Annotated in this window: 15 protein-coding genes; 8 read left to right on the top strand and 7 right to left on the bottom strand. The window is 27.5% G+C overall.

The window, feature by feature from the left end; genetic code table 11:
• Both XO12_RS02015 and XO12_RS02010 read left to right on the top strand, forming a co-directional pair.
• Positions 1-620 (top strand): PD-(D/E)XK nuclease domain-containing protein (locus tag XO12_RS02015; RefSeq protein ID WP_175419592.1); only part of this gene is annotated, 620 nt, incomplete at its 5' end.
• A 77-nt stretch (positions 621-697) separates the two neighbouring features.
• Positions 698-886: a hypothetical protein gene (locus XO12_RS02010; protein ID WP_047266537.1), complete on the top strand. Its 189-nt coding sequence runs from the start codon at positions 698-700 to the stop codon at positions 884-886.
• Positions 887-946: 60 nt separating this feature from the next.
• Here XO12_RS02010 and XO12_RS02005 read toward each other — a convergent pair whose 3' ends face one another.
• Positions 947-1,567: a LexA family transcriptional regulator gene (locus XO12_RS02005; RefSeq protein ID WP_052913273.1), complete on the bottom strand. Its 621-nt coding sequence runs from the start codon at positions 1,565-1,567 to the stop codon at positions 947-949.
• A 180-nt stretch (positions 1,568-1,747) separates the two neighbouring features.
• On the opposite strand from XO12_RS02005, the gene XO12_RS02000 reads away from it, so the two are divergent.
• Positions 1,748-1,999 carry a hypothetical protein gene (locus XO12_RS02000; protein ID WP_047267975.1) on the top strand — a complete coding sequence of 84 codons (252 nt, stop codon included), beginning with the start codon at positions 1,748-1,750 and terminating at the stop codon, positions 1,997-1,999.
• 21 nt (positions 2,000-2,020) lie between these two features.
• Here the strand turns inward: XO12_RS02000 and XO12_RS01995 are convergent, their stop codons facing one another.
• From XO12_RS01995 to XO12_RS01970, 6 genes are all read right to left on the bottom strand, one after another.
• The gene (locus XO12_RS01995; protein WP_175419591.1) at positions 2,021-2,596 is read right to left on the bottom strand and encodes a 2-oxoacid:acceptor oxidoreductase family protein; all 576 of its coding nucleotides are present in this window, start codon (positions 2,594-2,596) and stop codon (positions 2,021-2,023) included.
• On the bottom strand, positions 2,593-4,482 hold the full coding sequence (locus XO12_RS01990) for a thiamine pyrophosphate-dependent enzyme (protein ID WP_175419590.1): 1,890 nt from the start codon (positions 4,480-4,482) through the stop codon (positions 2,593-2,595). The genes XO12_RS01995 and XO12_RS01990 overlap by 4 nt, the downstream gene beginning before the upstream one ends.
• 72 nt (positions 4,483-4,554) lie before the next feature.
• Complete coding sequence (locus tag XO12_RS01985; protein ID WP_047266533.1) at positions 4,555-5,055, bottom strand: ferritin family protein; 501 nt, start codon at positions 5,053-5,055, stop codon at positions 4,555-4,557.
• A 185-nt stretch (positions 5,056-5,240) separates the two neighbouring features.
• Entirely contained in the window at positions 5,241-7,808 is a 2,568-nt protein-coding gene (gene glgP / locus XO12_RS01980) for an alpha-glucan family phosphorylase (protein ID WP_175419589.1), read from the bottom strand.
• Positions 7,809-7,906: 98 nt separating this feature from the next.
• Positions 7,907-9,244 carry a 23S rRNA (uracil(1939)-C(5))-methyltransferase RlmD gene (gene rlmD / locus XO12_RS01975; RefSeq protein WP_175419588.1) on the bottom strand — a complete coding sequence of 446 codons (1,338 nt, stop codon included), beginning with the start codon at positions 9,242-9,244 and terminating at the stop codon, positions 7,907-7,909.
• A gap of 93 nt (positions 9,245-9,337) precedes the next feature.
• The gene (locus tag XO12_RS01970; RefSeq protein ID WP_047266530.1) at positions 9,338-9,805 is read right to left on the bottom strand and encodes a hypothetical protein; all 468 of its coding nucleotides are present in this window, start codon (positions 9,803-9,805) and stop codon (positions 9,338-9,340) included.
• A 51-nt stretch (positions 9,806-9,856) separates the two neighbouring features.
• Between XO12_RS01970 and XO12_RS01965 the strand changes: the two genes are divergently transcribed.
• The 5 genes from XO12_RS01965 to XO12_RS01945 are packed head-to-tail and all read left to right on the top strand — an operon-like array spanning position 9,857 to position 15,860.
• Positions 9,857-10,300, top strand: coding sequence for a MarR family winged helix-turn-helix transcriptional regulator (locus XO12_RS01965; protein ID WP_047266529.1), 444 nt, complete (start codon positions 9,857-9,859; stop codon positions 10,298-10,300).
• A 34-nt stretch (positions 10,301-10,334) separates the two neighbouring features.
• Positions 10,335-11,975 (top strand): PEGA domain-containing protein, encoded by a 1,641-nt coding sequence (locus XO12_RS01960; RefSeq protein WP_175419587.1) that lies wholly within the window; start codon positions 10,335-10,337, stop codon positions 11,973-11,975.
• A 12-nt stretch (positions 11,976-11,987) separates the two neighbouring features.
• Positions 11,988-14,294, top strand: a complete 2,307-nt coding sequence (locus XO12_RS01955) for a hypothetical protein (RefSeq protein WP_175419586.1) — start codon at positions 11,988-11,990, stop codon at positions 14,292-14,294.
• Positions 14,294-15,079, top strand: coding sequence for a patatin-like phospholipase family protein (locus XO12_RS01950; RefSeq protein WP_047266526.1), 786 nt, complete (start codon positions 14,294-14,296; stop codon positions 15,077-15,079). The genes XO12_RS01955 and XO12_RS01950 overlap by 1 nt, the downstream gene beginning before the upstream one ends.
• Positions 15,072-15,860, top strand: coding sequence for a hypothetical protein (locus XO12_RS01945; protein ID WP_047267966.1), 789 nt, complete (start codon positions 15,072-15,074; stop codon positions 15,858-15,860). Before XO12_RS01950 ends, XO12_RS01945 begins: the two co-directional genes overlap by 8 nt.
• Position 15,861: the final 1 nt, after the last annotated feature.

Here is a 15,861-nt window from a genome sequence, read left to right as displayed (position 1 = left end):
AAAGGATAGAAATAAAAGATATAAAATCATTATTATTCTATCTTGGGTTTATGACATTTGAAAAAGAAGGATTAAGGACATATTTAAAAATACCAAATTATTCAATGAAAAAAATATTCTCAGAATACTTCACAGAATACATAGAAGAAAGGTTAACGGAATATATAGACACAGATGAAATAGAAAATGCAATAATAACGATATTAGAAGATGGAAAAATAGAGCCATTTGCCAAAGAAATAGAAAACCTACTAAGCAAAATGGACAACAGAATATTCATGGGATTAGATGAAAAATACATAAAAGCAATAATGTATAGTTATCTAATACTAACGCCATATGCAATGGTAAAAATGGAATATCCAGTAGAAAATGGGTATATAGACATAGCAATGTTCAAAAGATACGAAGAAGTACCATATGAAGCGATAATAGAAGTAAAATATATAAAACAAAAAGAATACACAGAAGAAAAATTAAAAAGGAAAGTAAAAGAAGCAAAAGAACAAATAGAAAAATACAAAAAATCATATGAATTAAACACAAAAAATGAAACGATGAAAAAGTATATAATTGTTTTTGTTGGAAAAGAGGCTAAATATATTGAGGAAATAAACTAAAACTCCTGTTTTGTGGGGACTATCTAAAATTCTGTGTAAATTGAGGATAGCTGATTAATAGTAATTATTACAAAATAATGTTTCTTAAATATTTCTTCTTAGATTTTCAAAACTTTTATATGTTATTAGCTGGGAAATTTGACCCACAAATTGTTAAGAAAAGACAAAGATATATTTTAGCTATTGAAGATATGGTATTATTTTTGTATTCAAAAGACTTAAGTATTAGAGATTATGTAAAAGATATTAGTGCAATAATAAATTAAATACTAAACCAGCCATCTTAATTTGATGGCTGGTTTTATAAAGTGGAAATAAATATCTTTTTAATATCTTCTATATAGACTAACAACCTTACCAATAATTTCCCACTTTAAATCTTCTGTTAAGATTATAGGTTCGTATTTTTGATTTAAACTGTAAAGCATAGCAGGACCTTCCATTGCTTTTCTATAAACTTTTACAAGCGCATCTGCACCATCGTTTATTAATGCAACTACTCTATTTCCGGATTCTACATATGCATTAGGATCGATAATAACATAGTCGCCTTCTTTTATTTCTGGCTCCATGCTATCTCCAATAACTTCAACTGCAAACTCTCCTTTTGAACCTACTGGAATGTATATTTCATCAATAGGATAATCTATAGGTTCTGCTATACCGGAACGTCCAGCAGCGACTTTTTCATATACCGGAATTTTTTTCATCTGCACCTTTACTATGTTTTCTTCATCCGATTCTGTATCAAGACCAAGTATATAATCTGTAGATACATTAAAGTATTTTGCTAATTCAATTATAACCTCTGCAGATGGTAAATTCATACCAGATTCAATTCTATATACACTATTACCTGCTATACCTATAATATATCCCAATTTTTCTCTCGATAGGCCTTTTCTTTTTCTTAAAAGTTCAATTCTTTTGCCTATAAGATTTGACATTATTTCACCTCGCCTTTATTGTATATATATATTATACACCATTTTCTACCTGATAGTAGAATTGTTACCTATTTTTTACCTTTTCTTAATTGTATTTTTGATTTATTTGTAGTAACATAAAATCAAGATACAAAATAGTAGATTATAAAATTTTCCAAAACACTAAAAGGGGGTAATGTAATGATAAAAACACAAGAGTTAATACAATGGTATGAAAATAAAAGACATTATTTTAAAACTTTTTTGTTTAATTCAGAGCAAAATAAATTTTTATTAGAATTAATAGGGTTGGAAAATAAGATTACAGAAAATGAAATTTTAAATTTAAATTCTATTGATGAACTAGAAAATTATATAAAAATAATTTTTGATAGAGAAGTTCAAGAGTTGTTTAAATCAAAGAAAAGAACTCGTGTTTCTTCAATTGCATAAAAAAGGAGCCGATTACGGCTCCTAAATTTCATAAATTTTTTCAAATAATTCAATATTATTTTTTAAAATATTTCCTGTTAATAAATCTTTTATAGCTGCAATGTAGTGATTTTTTTGTACGTTTGGAATTAAATTATATTTAGCCATTGTTGCTAAAACAGCCATATTTTGCATTCTTGCATCGTTTAAATCATCTATATATACTTTTATTAAATTAATATTTCTTTTGTTTGCTACTTTTAATAATATGTCATTATTAATTTCTTTGTTTTTTCTTAATCTTACATCCAAAGGTTGCCAGACTGTGTCATAATAAATGACTGTAGAATTATTTTTTGAATAATCATTCATACCTCTTAATGCTTCATGTCGTTCTAAAGCTACTACTAAATCTGCTTGATTTTTCATAATTAATGGAGAATTAACATTTCCAATCCGTATATTAGAAGATACTGTTCCGCCTCTTTGGGCTAATCCGTGAGTATCAACACCCTTTACAGGTAAATTAGCTTTATCAGCTGCTCTTATTATCACTTCGCTTAATAATCCAATCCCCTGTCCGCCAACACCAATTAAGTAAATATTGAATATTTTCATTGTTTATCTCCCCCTTTTGATACAATTTTAAAGCTTAAAGCATTTGTGGGGCAAGTTTGTATACATGAACCATCGCCTATACATAAATCTTCCTGTACCCATACATCTCCTTCAGGGGTTATTTGATATGCAGGACATCCAAAATCACTTATACATATATATTGATGATCACATTTACTTGTGACTTCGACTTTGTTGTTTTTAAATATTCCCTTTTTTCTTTGTTCGCGTGTTAGTTTTAACATGCAGGGATGTTTTGCTATAATAACTTTAAATCCATCTGTATTTAAAGCTTCTATTACATATTCTCTTAATTTTTTTTGATTGTATGTATCTACTTCTTTAATAAATTTTACCCCTAAGCTTTCGAGTAACCTTTTTATAGGAATTGCTTCTGAGGGGCCGTTAAAATTTTTTCCTATTGATGGTAAGTCTTGATGTCCTGTCATTGCTGTAGTTCCGTTTTCCATTATTATTAAAGTTAAATTATGATTATTGAATATGGCATTTACTATACCAGGTATTCCGGCATGAAATAATGTTGAATCACCTAAAAATGCAACGACATTCCTGGTTTTATTAAATAATGATAAACCCGCACCAGTGGAAGTGGAATGGCCCATTGATAATAAAACCTGACCCATATTATACGGTTCTAAAAATCCCAATGTATGGCATCCTATATCTGCAACTGTAATATCCGTGTCTTTTAAGGCATATTTTATTGCATGAAATGCTGACCTATGACCACATCCTGGACATAGTTGTGGAGGTCTTGGATTTAATTTTATTTCTGGAATGTTGATGTCTATTTTTTCTAATATTTCCGGCCATGTTTTTCTTAATATTTCATATACCTTATCAGGTTTATATTCACCAATCCAATCTTCGATATCAAGTTTTCCTATAATTTTTACATCTATTTTATGATCGAAAGCTAACGATTTTATATCCTTTTCCATAATGTCATCCAATTCTTCTAATATTTTTACTTCTTTATGAGTTTTCAGAAAATCTATTATTATTTTTTCAGGTAGAGGATTTACAATCCCAATTTTTAAAATATCAATCTTTTCTTTTGAGTATTCTAAAACATCAAGTAATGATAGATATGGTAATCCAGTTACAATTATTCCCTTATTTTTATTTCCATTATCGATATATTCGTTGAATCTGGAATTTTGTGTTATGTTTTTAAATATATCCAGTCTTTTTAGGGACTTTCTTTTCATGTCGAGTGCTCGGGCAGCAATTGGAATATGTGGAGCATTGAAGTTGTCGAATTTTGGTGAGTAATCATATTCCTCTATAATTAATTTATCGAAATCTATTTTTTCTTTTGCATGACACACATGAGTTGTTAATCTTAAAATTATTGGCATGTGTAAATCTTTGGATATTTTAGCAGCCTCTTTGAACATTTCGTATACTTCTTTTGGCGAATTTGGTTCAAACATAGGAATATATGAAAGTTTTGAAAAATGCCTGTTATCCTGTTCGTTTTGTGAGGAATTTGCACCAGGATCGTCGCCTAAAACTATAATCATACCTCCGATTAAATCAAATAGTCCAAGCTGAACAAAAGAATCAGCAGCTACGTTTAATCCCACACTTTTAAAAAAGACAGTAGATAAATGTCCGTTCATTGAAGCACCAAAAGCAACTTCAGTTGCAACTTTTTCATTTACAGAAAATTCAAAATACATTGGATTTTTATCTTTTGGAATACTTCTTATACCTTCTGCAATTTCTGGTGTAGGAGAGCCGGGATAAGAAGTTACTACTTTTACGCCGGATTCGAGCATTGCTCTAACAAGCGCATGATTTCCCATAACAATTTCACTTATTGGATTTTTAGATATTAATATTTCACCTAAGGTTTTCACTATCTCACCTCGCTATTAATAAATATTTTTTGTAGAAAATAATAAAGGAATGGAAAGTCCATTCCTTTATTATTAATATAATGGTGTGAAATTCATTTTAATCCAATAGTCATTGGAAAGATCCCTGTATATATTGTATAGTATATCTCTGTGGGTTTCTTCCCATTTGGATAATTTTTCAAATAATTTTTTTGCATCATTGTTTTCTACTTTTTCTGCAGCATTTTTATAAAATTTCATAAAATCATCTTCGATTAAATATGCCATTTTAACAACAGATAAGTCTAAAGTCATTTCTTCTATTTTACCGCCTGTGATTTCTTTTTCTTCTCTTGTTTGAAATAAGTTCTCATTATCTTCTTCGAATTCTACGTCTAAATTTTTTTCATCTTCGTATTTTTTTATTAGTTTTTTTATATATTCAGCATGTCCTTGTTCCATTTCTACCAACATAGAAAAAATTTCTTTTAATTGAAGATTTGAAATATTGTCTAATTTGCTTTTGTAAAAGTTTTTTCCTTCAATTTCTTTTGCTAATGCATAATTTAAAATGCCAAGAATACCATCTTTCATTTTAATTCCCCCTTATTATTTATTATACATTTGTAATTATATCATATTTTTAGCAATTTTAAAAATAAATTTCAATCTAATAAAAAAATACCGCTTTCGCGGTATTTTTTTATTCTTTCCAAATTCTTGAAAACACAAAAAAACTTTAAAACTATATATTTTAGAGATTAAAGAGATCTCTTTTTTTATTGTGGGTATTTTACAAATCCAATCAAATAATGTTGATAAGGCATTATTGGGTTAAAAGGTATAACTCTAACATTCCAGCCATATTGACCTCTTTCATCGACCTCAAATTCACCTTCAAATAAATATGTATCTTTATTAACTTCTTTATTTAATTTCATATCAAATGATTTTAAAGACACTACCTTATTATTTTCTAATTTAGCCAGAACTATCTGGGTTAATATCGAATCAGGTCCAATTCCGGGTAAATACACTTCGGCCTTTACTTCTATTTTGCCTTCTGTTGTATATGTAACGTCTTCTTTTACATTTGATAATACTTTAATTTTAATACTGTCCCAATTTCTTTCTAATATTTCTACCCAGCTTGAGAATTTTCTGGCTATAGAAAAATCATTTTTAATGAACTTTTCTCCTAATTCTGCTGCAGTCATATATAATTTTTGTGTGTATTCTTTGAGCATTCTATGGGTATTAAAGAATGAGGTTACAGAAATTATAGATTCTTTCATTATTTTTATCCATTCTCTTGATACTCCTAATTCTTCGTTATGATCATAATATAATGGAACGATTTCTTTTTCTAATGTATTATATATAGATACACTATCTATTTTATCTTGTAATTCAAGATCTATATAATCTCTTTCATCTCCAATTGCCCATCCGTTTTTCCTATTATATCCTTCAACCCACCAACCATCTAATACACTGAAGTTTGGAGAGCCATTCATACCAGCCTTTTGACCGCTTGTTCCGCTGGCTTCTCTGGGTCTTCTTGGATTATTTAGCCATATATCAACTCCGGCAACTAAATGTCTTGCTACATTCATATCATAATTTTCTATAAAGACAATTTTATCTTTAAATTCAGGCATTCTTGAAATTTCATAAATTCGTTTAATTAATTCCTGACCTGGTTTGTCAGCGGGGTGAGCTTTTCCAGCAAAAATAAGTTGAACAGGTCTTTCTGGATTATTTAGTATTTTCTTTAATCTATCTAAATCTTTAAATATAAGAGTTGCTCTTTTATATGTAGCAAATCGTCTTGCAAAACCTATTGTTAAAGCATCAGGATTCAATATTTTATCGATTTCTTCTAATTGTTCTACAGTTTCACCATGTCTCATTCTTTGCAACTTTGTTCTTTCATGGATAAATTCAATAAGTTTTTTCTTTAATCCTTTTCTTACATTCCATAATTCTTCATCAGGAATATTGTCGATTTTTTTCCACAAATCTGGATCATCAATTTTTTCATGCCAATCTTTGCCTAAATAATTTGAGAACAAATCCTGCAATTCTTTTGAGATCCATGTTGTTGCATGAACACCATTTGTAACATGAGTGATTGGAACTTCTACAGCTTCCAGACCTTTCCATATATCTTTAGCTAGATCTCTTGAAACCTCGCCGTGTAATTTACTTACGCCGTTAGCTCTTGAGGAGAGATTTAAAGCCAGCGTGGTCATGGAAAATAATTCAGAACCGTCAGGTCTTATTTCTGCGCCTAAATCAAGAAATTCCCTTCTGGAAGCTTTTAATTGTGGCCAATAATTTTTAAAGTATTTATCCATTAAATAAAATGGGAAAGCATCATGCCCAGCTGGTACAGGTGTGTGTGTTGTAAATACTGCACTTGCTTTTACAGCCTGTACAGCTTCTCTGAAAGATAATCCTTTTTCCTGAACAAGTTCTCTAATCCTTTCTAAGCCCAAAAATGCAGAATGTCCTTCATTCATATGCCATACAGAAGGATTATATCCTATAGCTCTTAATGCTCTTACTCCACCTATTCCCAATAACATTTCCTGTCTGATTCTCATTTCTTGATCTCCACCGTAGAGTTGATATGTTATCATTCTATCTTCTGGGTCATTTTGTGGAATATCTGTATCAAGATATATGAGGTTTATCCTTCCAACCTGTAATTTCCATACTTTTGCATATACTTTTCTATTTTCCATTTCAACGGTAATATATATGTCATTATTTTCTTTGTCTTTGGCAGATATTACCGGGAAATTATCAAAGTCGTATGGATTAAATATAGCTTCCTGCCAACCTTCAGAATTAATTCTTTGTTCAAAATAACCCTGTTTATATAATAAACCAACTGCTACAAGTGGTATTCCAAGGTCACTTGATGATTTCAAGTGATCTCCAGCAAGAACACCAAGTCCTCCGGAATAATTTGGAAATGATTCATGAAGGCCATATTCGGCACAAAAATAAGCAAATTCTCCGCCTTTATATTCTCTGTGTGTAGATTTAAACCATGTATTTTCTGCTTTCATATAAGTATTAAATTTTTCAATAACCTGTGAGTATAATGATATTATAGCTTTATTTTCTGCAGCTTCATTTAACTTTTTTTGACTTACTTTTTTTAAAAATAGGACTGGATTTCTGTTGACTTCTACCCATAATTTTTCGTCTATTCTTTCGAATATCTCCTGGGCATCATAATTCCATGTCCACCAAAGATTTTTACTTAATTCCGGTAGCCTTGAAAGTTTTTCAGGTATTTTTGGTAAAACATTTATCTTTGAAATAAATTCCATGGAAAGTCCTCCCTCCAAAATTTAATATATCCAATACATATTATACCAAAAATTATTGTTTTTATGCAATAATTGTAGAAATTTAACTTTAATTATAATTAATTGCTTATATTTGCTTTTAAAAACGCAAAATTTTCAATATGAAAAGTATTTGGAAACATATCAAAAGGCTTTATAAACTCTATTTTGTAAGATTCTTTTAATCTGGATAAATCTCTTGATAATGTGGTTGGATCACAGGATAAATAGAAAATATTTTCTGGTTTTAATTGTAAAATTTTAGTTAAAATTTCTTTATCAAGTCCACTTCTTGGAGGATCTACTATTAAAAGATCTATTTTTTTATCATAGTTTTTTATGAATTCTAAAACATCCGATTTTATAAAAGTGGTATTTCTTATATTGTTTATATTTGAATTCGAATGAGCCGCTTTTACAGAAATTCCGTTATTTTCTACGCCTGTAACATGTTTAAAAAGTGGAGCTAAATATATAGAAAATAAGCCCACTCCAGAATAAAGATCTAACAGGGCACCGGATATTTTCTCTCTTTTTATAATTTCTACAAATTCATTCAATATTTTTTTTGTTATGTTATAATTATTCTGGAAGAAAGCGGTAGGCGGAATTTGATATTCAAATCCATTAAACTCTTCTTTTATAATACCTTCCCCTTTTAATGTTTTATAAGGTCCTCGTAAAACAATTGAATCAGAACCATTCATTACATGGATAATAGAATTTGCTTTAATTTTTTCCTTTATTAATCTTTTGAAATTTTTATAATTATTTATATATTCTGTTTTTGTAATGAAGATTGACATAATTTCATTTTTTGAAAATGATTTTCTTAAAACTAGATGTTTGAATTCTCCTTTTCCGAATTTTGGATTATATATTTTTAAGTTTAACGCATTGAATATTTTTTTTGTTTCAGAAATAATGTTATTAAATTCTTTAGGAGCAATTAAACAATTTTTTATATCTATAATATCATTACTGTTTCTCCTTTTCAATCCAATTTTTATATCTCCATTTTTATAGGAAAATGCAAATTCCATTTTACTTCTGTAATGATTTATTTCATCTGAACCTATTGCATTTAATACTAGAGTGTCGTCTAATTTTCCAATTCTTCTTATTTGTTCTTTAACTATTTTTGTTTTTATTTTTAATTGTTCATTATAATCAAGGTCTAACAATTGACATCCTCCACATTCCTGATAATGAGGGCAAATTTGTCTATTTCTATATGGTGATTTTTCAATGTATTCCACTACTTCAGCAAAATAAACATCTTTTTTTCTGTTTTTTACTTTTATTTTAACAAATTCTCCTGGATATGCGTGTTCTACCATATATATTTTATTATCATATCTTGCAAAACCATATCCACCATTAACTATTTTTTCAATAACAACATCTATAGTTTCCATAACGTTCACCTCTTTGTATTTATATATTCATTATAACATATATTTCATTTTTTAGAGTTTTTCTGATAAAATATATATATACATTTTTTAATGCTAAAAACCTTTTGCTTTTAAACCTTTCATTATTAACTCTGTTATTTTTATATAATAAAATTTTACTACAAAAAATATTGATGCCCCAATTAAAGGCCACATATAATAGAAAATTTTTACATTGAAAAAAGATTTATACATAAAATAGGATGATGCCACTGGTACGAGAAAAAATATAATGTGGGGTATTTTATTTTTTTTATTATATACTATACTTAATACTGGTGGCAATAAAAAGGTCGAAAAAAAGATTAGACCAAAAATATCATTTAATATTAATATTAAAAAGCCTGAAGTTAAGGTGGATATAATAAAATATTTCATATCTGTCAATTCAAATACCAGAATTAAGGGTATTAAGCTGAAAAATGCAACAAAAACACCTAATACAGGAATAAACATCTGTGAGGTAAATAGTAACACTGTTATAACGCTTAACATAGCAGAAAATGTTATGTTTTTTACCATTAAAACAACCTCTCTTTCAAAAAAATATAAAATTTAGATAGGAGGAACATTATGGATAAAAAAAGATTGGAAAATTTCGAGAAAATTCTAAGAGATATATGTTTTAAAATTAAGGTTGAAGGAAGAAAAATTATAAAAAATAGTGAAATATCTCCAGCACAATTTGATCTATTACAAATATTATACTTTCGAGGTGAAAAAAGAGTTACAGATTTAAGTCTGGCTTTAGGGATAACAAAGAGTACGACTACAGGTTTAATCAACAGACTTGAGAATTCAGGGTATCTTAAAAAAACAAAAGATGAAAAGGATAAAAGAGTCACGACTATTAAAATTACAGAAAAAGGCAAAAATGTTATTGAAGAAGTTATAAAAGCTCGTGTTGTGTTTATGGATAAAGTATTATCTAAAATCGAAAATCCTGAAAAATTAATGAATCAACTTGAGGATCTGGATAATATTATAAATGAGGTGAGGAACTGTGAAAAAGATTAAAACTTTTTTGTTTATATTTTTGATGCTTACCTCTATGATCTTTTCTTTTCAATTAACGATAAATGCCCCAAAAGGTTCTTTAGTTTATATTAATAATCAATATATGCTTACAATGAAAAGCAATACTGAGAATGTTTCACTGCAATCGGGAACATATAATATAATAATATCAAAATTTGGGTATAAAGATTATAAAACTACAGTTTCTATTGACTCAGATAAAAAAATAAATGCAAACCTTATTCCTTTGGCTTCAATAGAATTTAGGGCAAATATAGAATCATTTTATATTTCTTTTGATAAAAATAAGGTGTTAATAAAAAATGGTGATGTTCTTAAAATTCCTATAAATGTAAAAACTCTAACAATTTCAGCTGAAAACTATAAATCCCAAAATATTAATCTTGAATTAAAACCATTTGAAACAAAGAAAATAATGGTGGAGTTGGTTCCAAATGGTATGGTCACCTTTGATTCAACACCAATTTCAAATTTGTATATAAACGAAAAGTTTGTAGGTGAAACACCATATTCTACTATTTTATCTTTAAATAAAAATTATAATATTAAATTGATTAAAGATGGATATCTACCTTTTAAGAAAAATATTATTTTAAAATCTGACGAGCCAGTGAGTTATAACTTTGAATTAAAAAAAGGAATTCAGTTGTATATAGATTCATCACCACAAAATGCGTTGGTGACTATAAATGGTGAAAAAGTTGGATATACACCAAATACATTTACTGTTCCATCTGGTAATCTAAAAATAATTTTATCAAAAATTGGTTACATATCAAAGGAATTAACAATAAACTTAGATAAATCATTGAATAAAAAAACTTTATTCTTTGAATTATATGAAAACAAAAGAATTGTGAAAATACAGAATAGTAAAGGTTTAGAGTTTTATTTAGATGGAAAATATATTGGTAATTCGGTTGAATATCTTGAATTGGACGGAATGCCTCATATTTTGGAAATAGTCTCAAAAACAGATAAAAATCTTTTTTTTAGGTATATTATAAATAAAGATTCACCAAAAGAATTAATTTTAAATCCATTACTTTCAACTTCGGTTGAAGTATTATCTCAAGAAAAAATTTTGGCTTATATAAGTGATAAATATGCATTTACTCCATCAACTATTTTAATAAATACAATGCAAAATACTAAAAAACTTGATATTTATTATTTAAATTCAAAGAAATCAATAACATTAAGAAAAAATAGATCTCAAACAGTTTTTTTAACTACAGAAGATAATATAGGAGCAGTTTCTTTATTTACATCTTCTAATTATGTATTAATTTATATAGATGGAAAATACATAAATCGAGGGTATGTTTTAGGAAAGGTTTTAAATAGTGGTATTCATAATGTTGTATTTAAGTTTCCTGATGGAAAATCGTATAATATAGATATAAATATAAATAATTATGAACATAGAGTAATATTCTTTTCTAAAGCAAATCTGGTGCCTGTAAAAATAGTAAATTCAAGAGCATTTGATGTTTATGTTGATGATATTAAATATACAGCTTCTGAATTGGATTTAAGGTTGGAATATGGGGTTCATAAAATTAGCGTATATAAAGGCGATAGAAAAATAGTAGAAAGATTTATATATATTACTGATGAAGGAAAATATATTAACCTGGATAATTGGTATTAAGGGGGCAAAAAAATGAAAAAATTTTTGATTTTTATTTCAATATTTATTTTTATTGTATCAATATTTGGTGAAATTCTCGATGTTAAACCAACTTCGCCTGTATATCCACATGTTTATAAAATAGTAAAAGCTGGGATAATGGAAACGGATACACAGGGAAAATTTAATGGTGCTATTTCCGTTTCAAGATATGATTTAGCTATATTTGGTTCTAATTTTCTAGATTATTTAAATGAAAATTATAAAAAGAAATTAGATTCTTTAGACGCTTCATTAACAAGATTAGAAATGGAAAAGTTACCTCAAAGAGTGTATACATTGGAAAACTTCATGTTTTCACTTGATACTGATTATAAAAATACAAAAAATTTACTGGAAGATTTTTCAACGAGAATTAAAAATTTAGAAATGGCTATAACAATAGATTCAACAGATTCTAACAATCCTATTTTTAATGCGATTGCTCAAAATGCATATATGGTGGCTGAAAAAAAGTCAGTTGAAAAGATTAATGAATTATACGAAACAACACTTGCGTCTATTGTTATTTTTAGCAATAGAATGAATGATTTTGAAAAAGCAGTCGAAGGTGTTTTGGAAGAATTTTCAAAAACCAAGGAGTACATGACAAATACTCTGGATGATTACCTGAAAAGGGAACAGAGCAATTATAAGTCATATATAGATGAATTATTTACAAAAGAAAAAGAAGGATTAAAGGTATATATAACAAATGAAGTTGCTGCGCAGATGCGATGGAAAAAAGATAGTGAAAATGCAACTATAATGGAATTAAAAAATGAATTAAATAATTTAAAAAATGAAATATCTTCTTCAAATACATATATAGATGAAGTTGTTCAACAAAAATTTGATTTTCAGGTGAAGCCATTAATGAATTTAACCTCAAGAATACCAGAATTATCAAATCAAATAAATGAATTAAGTGACAGGGTATCTTACCTGGAATCCGGGATTAAAATGACAGATTCTTCAACAATAACAAATGAACCATTATTACTAAGAAAGTTACAAACAATTGAAGATAAAATTGATAATATTGAAAGCCTGAAAATAAAAGTTGATGAATTGGAAAAAATAACAAATTCGTATTCTGCAATCTTATCCGATTCATCAAACAGGGTGAATATTCTTGACAAAAAAGTACTTGATATACAGAAAGAAATAAGTGATTTAAAAACAAATATCAAAACAGGTATACCGGAAGAATTGCTGAATAGATTATCTTTGATTGAAGAAAAAATAAATAATATGAAAAAGTTAGAAAATGCAGCTGATGAAATCAGAAATTTAAATAAAAAACTTCAGGAATACGATCAAAGAATAGGATTATTAGAAGGAGCTGCATTTGATAAAGAAAATGAAAGTATATCGAATTTATTCACTAAATTAGATAAAATTGAATCAAGAATTAATACCAATGATTATGCTGTATCAAATCTTACAACACAGGTTTTAGGCATGGAAAAAGACCTCGAAGCATTTAGAAATGCGGTCAAAGAAAGTGGTCTTAATAATATAGGGGAGTTATTAAAAAATGTTAATTCCGCTTTACCAAAATTATCAAATATTGAGCAATTGAGCACAAAAAATTCTCTTGAAATTCAAAAATTGAATAATGAGTTAAAAATTGTAGAAGAATTAACAAAAAAAATCAAAACACTCAACAATCTTGTTCAGGAATTGGCATTACAACCACCGACTGAAAAATTGCAAAAAGATGTTATAAATAATACAAAGGTGTTATTTGAGTTAAAAAATAACTTTGATAAAAATACTTTAAAATTAAATAATTTTGAAGGAAGATTAAAATCACTGGAAAATTCTATTTATAATTTAGAAAGTCTACCTTCTAATAATAAAGACGTTTTAACAGGTATAATCAGCGATATGGTTTCTCAATCTTTAATGAGTAAATCGGATGAAATTAAAGATTATGTATATATGCAAATTAAAGATGACTTAATAAAAGCGAATATGAAATCATTAGAATCTATAATAACACGATTAAATATAGTTGAACAAAAGGTTGAAAATGTTTCTGATACATCTTATCTTGATGAGAAAATAATAGATCTGGAAAAAGAAGTAACAAATTTAAAATCTCAAAATAGTAAAATTACTACAGAGTTGCTGGAAATGAAAAAATATTCAGAAAATACGGATAATCTTGAATCAAGATTACAATCATTGGAAAGTAGAATTAATAATCAAAATATATTGAACAATTTGTTATATGGTTTAGTTGGAGGTATAGTTGGCGGAATTGCTGTATATGTAATAATGGGAGGATTATAATGGAATACGGAATTGCTCTGGGGAGCGGTGGAATTCGAGGGATGGCTCATATAGCTTTATTGGAACATTTAGAGTTGAAATATAAAAATAATCCTGTTTCTATAAGCGGGTGTAGTGCAGGTTCTATAATAGGGGCATTGTATTCATTAGAACCTAATAGTAAACTGGTGATGAAGAAATTTAATTATATTATAAAACATTCATCAAAAGAAATAAATTATATAAAAAAGAATCTTGAAAATAAGATTACTGGTTTTGCTAAGTTATTATCTTCAAAGGGGATTTTAAATAATGATTTATTGTTTAAACTTTTAAAACCATTATTTTATAAAAAACGCTTTTCAGATTGTAAAATACCCTTTGGTGTTGTAGCTGTGGATATAGATTCTGAAAATATCGAAGAAATAACAGAAGGATATATTTTGGATGCAGTTATGGCTTCATCAAATGTACCGGCAGCATTCACTCCAAAACTAATGGGTGGAATGACACTTTTAGATGGCGGTTTATTGGAAGAAGTTCCTATAAATCTTTGCAGAAAATTAGGAGCTAAATATGTAGTTGCTTCACATATTCCACAAAAAAATGATAAATTTAATGATGGATTGGAATACATAAACTATATTTCTTCTTTAAGTATAGACTATATTACAGAAGAAAAATTAAAACAGGCAGATGAAATTTATATATTTGATTCAATATATCAATGGTATGAATTTGAAAAATATGAAGAAATATATTTTGAAGCAAAAACAAAACTTGAAAGAAGTGAAAAACATGAATAGAATAAAAATAGCTGCTGGCGATATAAAATATGGTATTTATTGGAATTCTGGAATAATATCGCAATTTCTGCATCAGAATGTACCGGTTTTTCTGAGAGTTACAGGAGTCAGCGCTTTATTGCCATTTTTTATATCAAAATATAGAAAAAATTTTTTTGGTAAAATGATTGAATTCATACAAAACTCAAAAGTATTAAATCGATATTTTTTTAAAGATAAAATATATGAAAAATTATATAATCAGGCGATTGCATTATGGAAACTAAATAAAAGAAAACAATTTGAATTTGAATCTCATAAAGAATTAGAAAAGGAATTAAAGTCTTATTTTGGAAATACAAAAATAGGTGAATTAGGGGATTTTTTTCAGATTGAAAGTTATAATATTGAAAAAAAGGAAATATATAATTTTAATTTAGATGAATTGTATGTCGATGCTTTATTAGCATCATTTTCAACTCCACCCTTTTTAAAATATTATGAATATAATAAACAGAAATTAATTCCATCATCTGAAATATCATTATGTCCTTTAAATATTTCAGACATAGATATAATAACATCTTTAGAATGTTCGATGGTTTTACCGAATCCTAAAAATGGTGCTGAAATATTACTTTATTCATTTTTTTTGAGAAAAAAGAAATTATTTGATATAATTACTAAAGAGAAAGATATTTTGACTCCATTAAAAATATCCTTTCACTCTTTAAGTGGAGCAGCATATAATAATGCCAAAAAAATAGCTCAAACATGGATAAATAAAAATTTGGAGGTATAAT

This window comes from Marinitoga sp. 1154, from assembly GCF_013363285.1.
GTDB lineage: Bacteria > Thermotogota > Thermotogae > Petrotogales > Petrotogaceae > Marinitoga.
The sequence above is the reverse complement of the archived record's forward strand: the minus strand, read 5'-3'. Positions and strand labels throughout refer to the sequence as shown.

Bases quoted from the DNA above. Each gene is read 5' to 3' on its own strand.
- XO12_RS02000 (WP_047267975.1), top strand. From the start codon at position 1,748: ATGATAAAAACACAAGAGTTAATACAATGGTATGAAAATAAAAGACAT.
- XO12_RS01955 (WP_175419586.1), top strand. From the start codon at position 11,988: ATGAAAAAATTTTTGATTTTTATTTCAATATTTATTTTTATTGTATCA.
- rlmD (WP_175419588.1), bottom strand. From the start codon at position 9,244: ATGGAAACTATAGATGTTGTTATTGAAAAAATAGTTAATGGTGGATAT.
- XO12_RS01945 (WP_047267966.1), top strand. From the start codon at position 15,072: ATGAATAGAATAAAAATAGCTGCTGGCGATATAAAATATGGTATTTAT.
- XO12_RS01965 (WP_047266529.1), top strand. From the start codon at position 9,857: ATGGATAAAAAAAGATTGGAAAATTTCGAGAAAATTCTAAGAGATATA.
- glgP (WP_175419589.1), bottom strand. From the start codon at position 7,808: ATGGAATTTATTTCAAAGATAAATGTTTTACCAAAAATACCTGAAAAA.
- XO12_RS01950 (WP_047266526.1), top strand. From the start codon at position 14,294: ATGGAATACGGAATTGCTCTGGGGAGCGGTGGAATTCGAGGGATGGCT.
- XO12_RS01970 (WP_047266530.1), bottom strand. From the start codon at position 9,805: ATGGTAAAAAACATAACATTTTCTGCTATGTTAAGCGTTATAACAGTG.
- XO12_RS01995 (WP_175419591.1), bottom strand. From the start codon at position 2,596: ATGAAAATATTCAATATTTACTTAATTGGTGTTGGCGGACAGGGGATT.
- XO12_RS01960 (WP_175419587.1), top strand. From the start codon at position 10,335: ATGATCTTTTCTTTTCAATTAACGATAAATGCCCCAAAAGGTTCTTTA.
- XO12_RS02010 (WP_047266537.1), top strand. From the start codon at position 698: ATGTTTCTTAAATATTTCTTCTTAGATTTTCAAAACTTTTATATGTTA.
- XO12_RS02005 (WP_052913273.1), bottom strand. From the start codon at position 1,567: ATGTCAAATCTTATAGGCAAAAGAATTGAACTTTTAAGAAAAAGAAAA.
- XO12_RS01985 (WP_047266533.1), bottom strand. From the start codon at position 5,055: ATGAAAGATGGTATTCTTGGCATTTTAAATTATGCATTAGCAAAAGAA.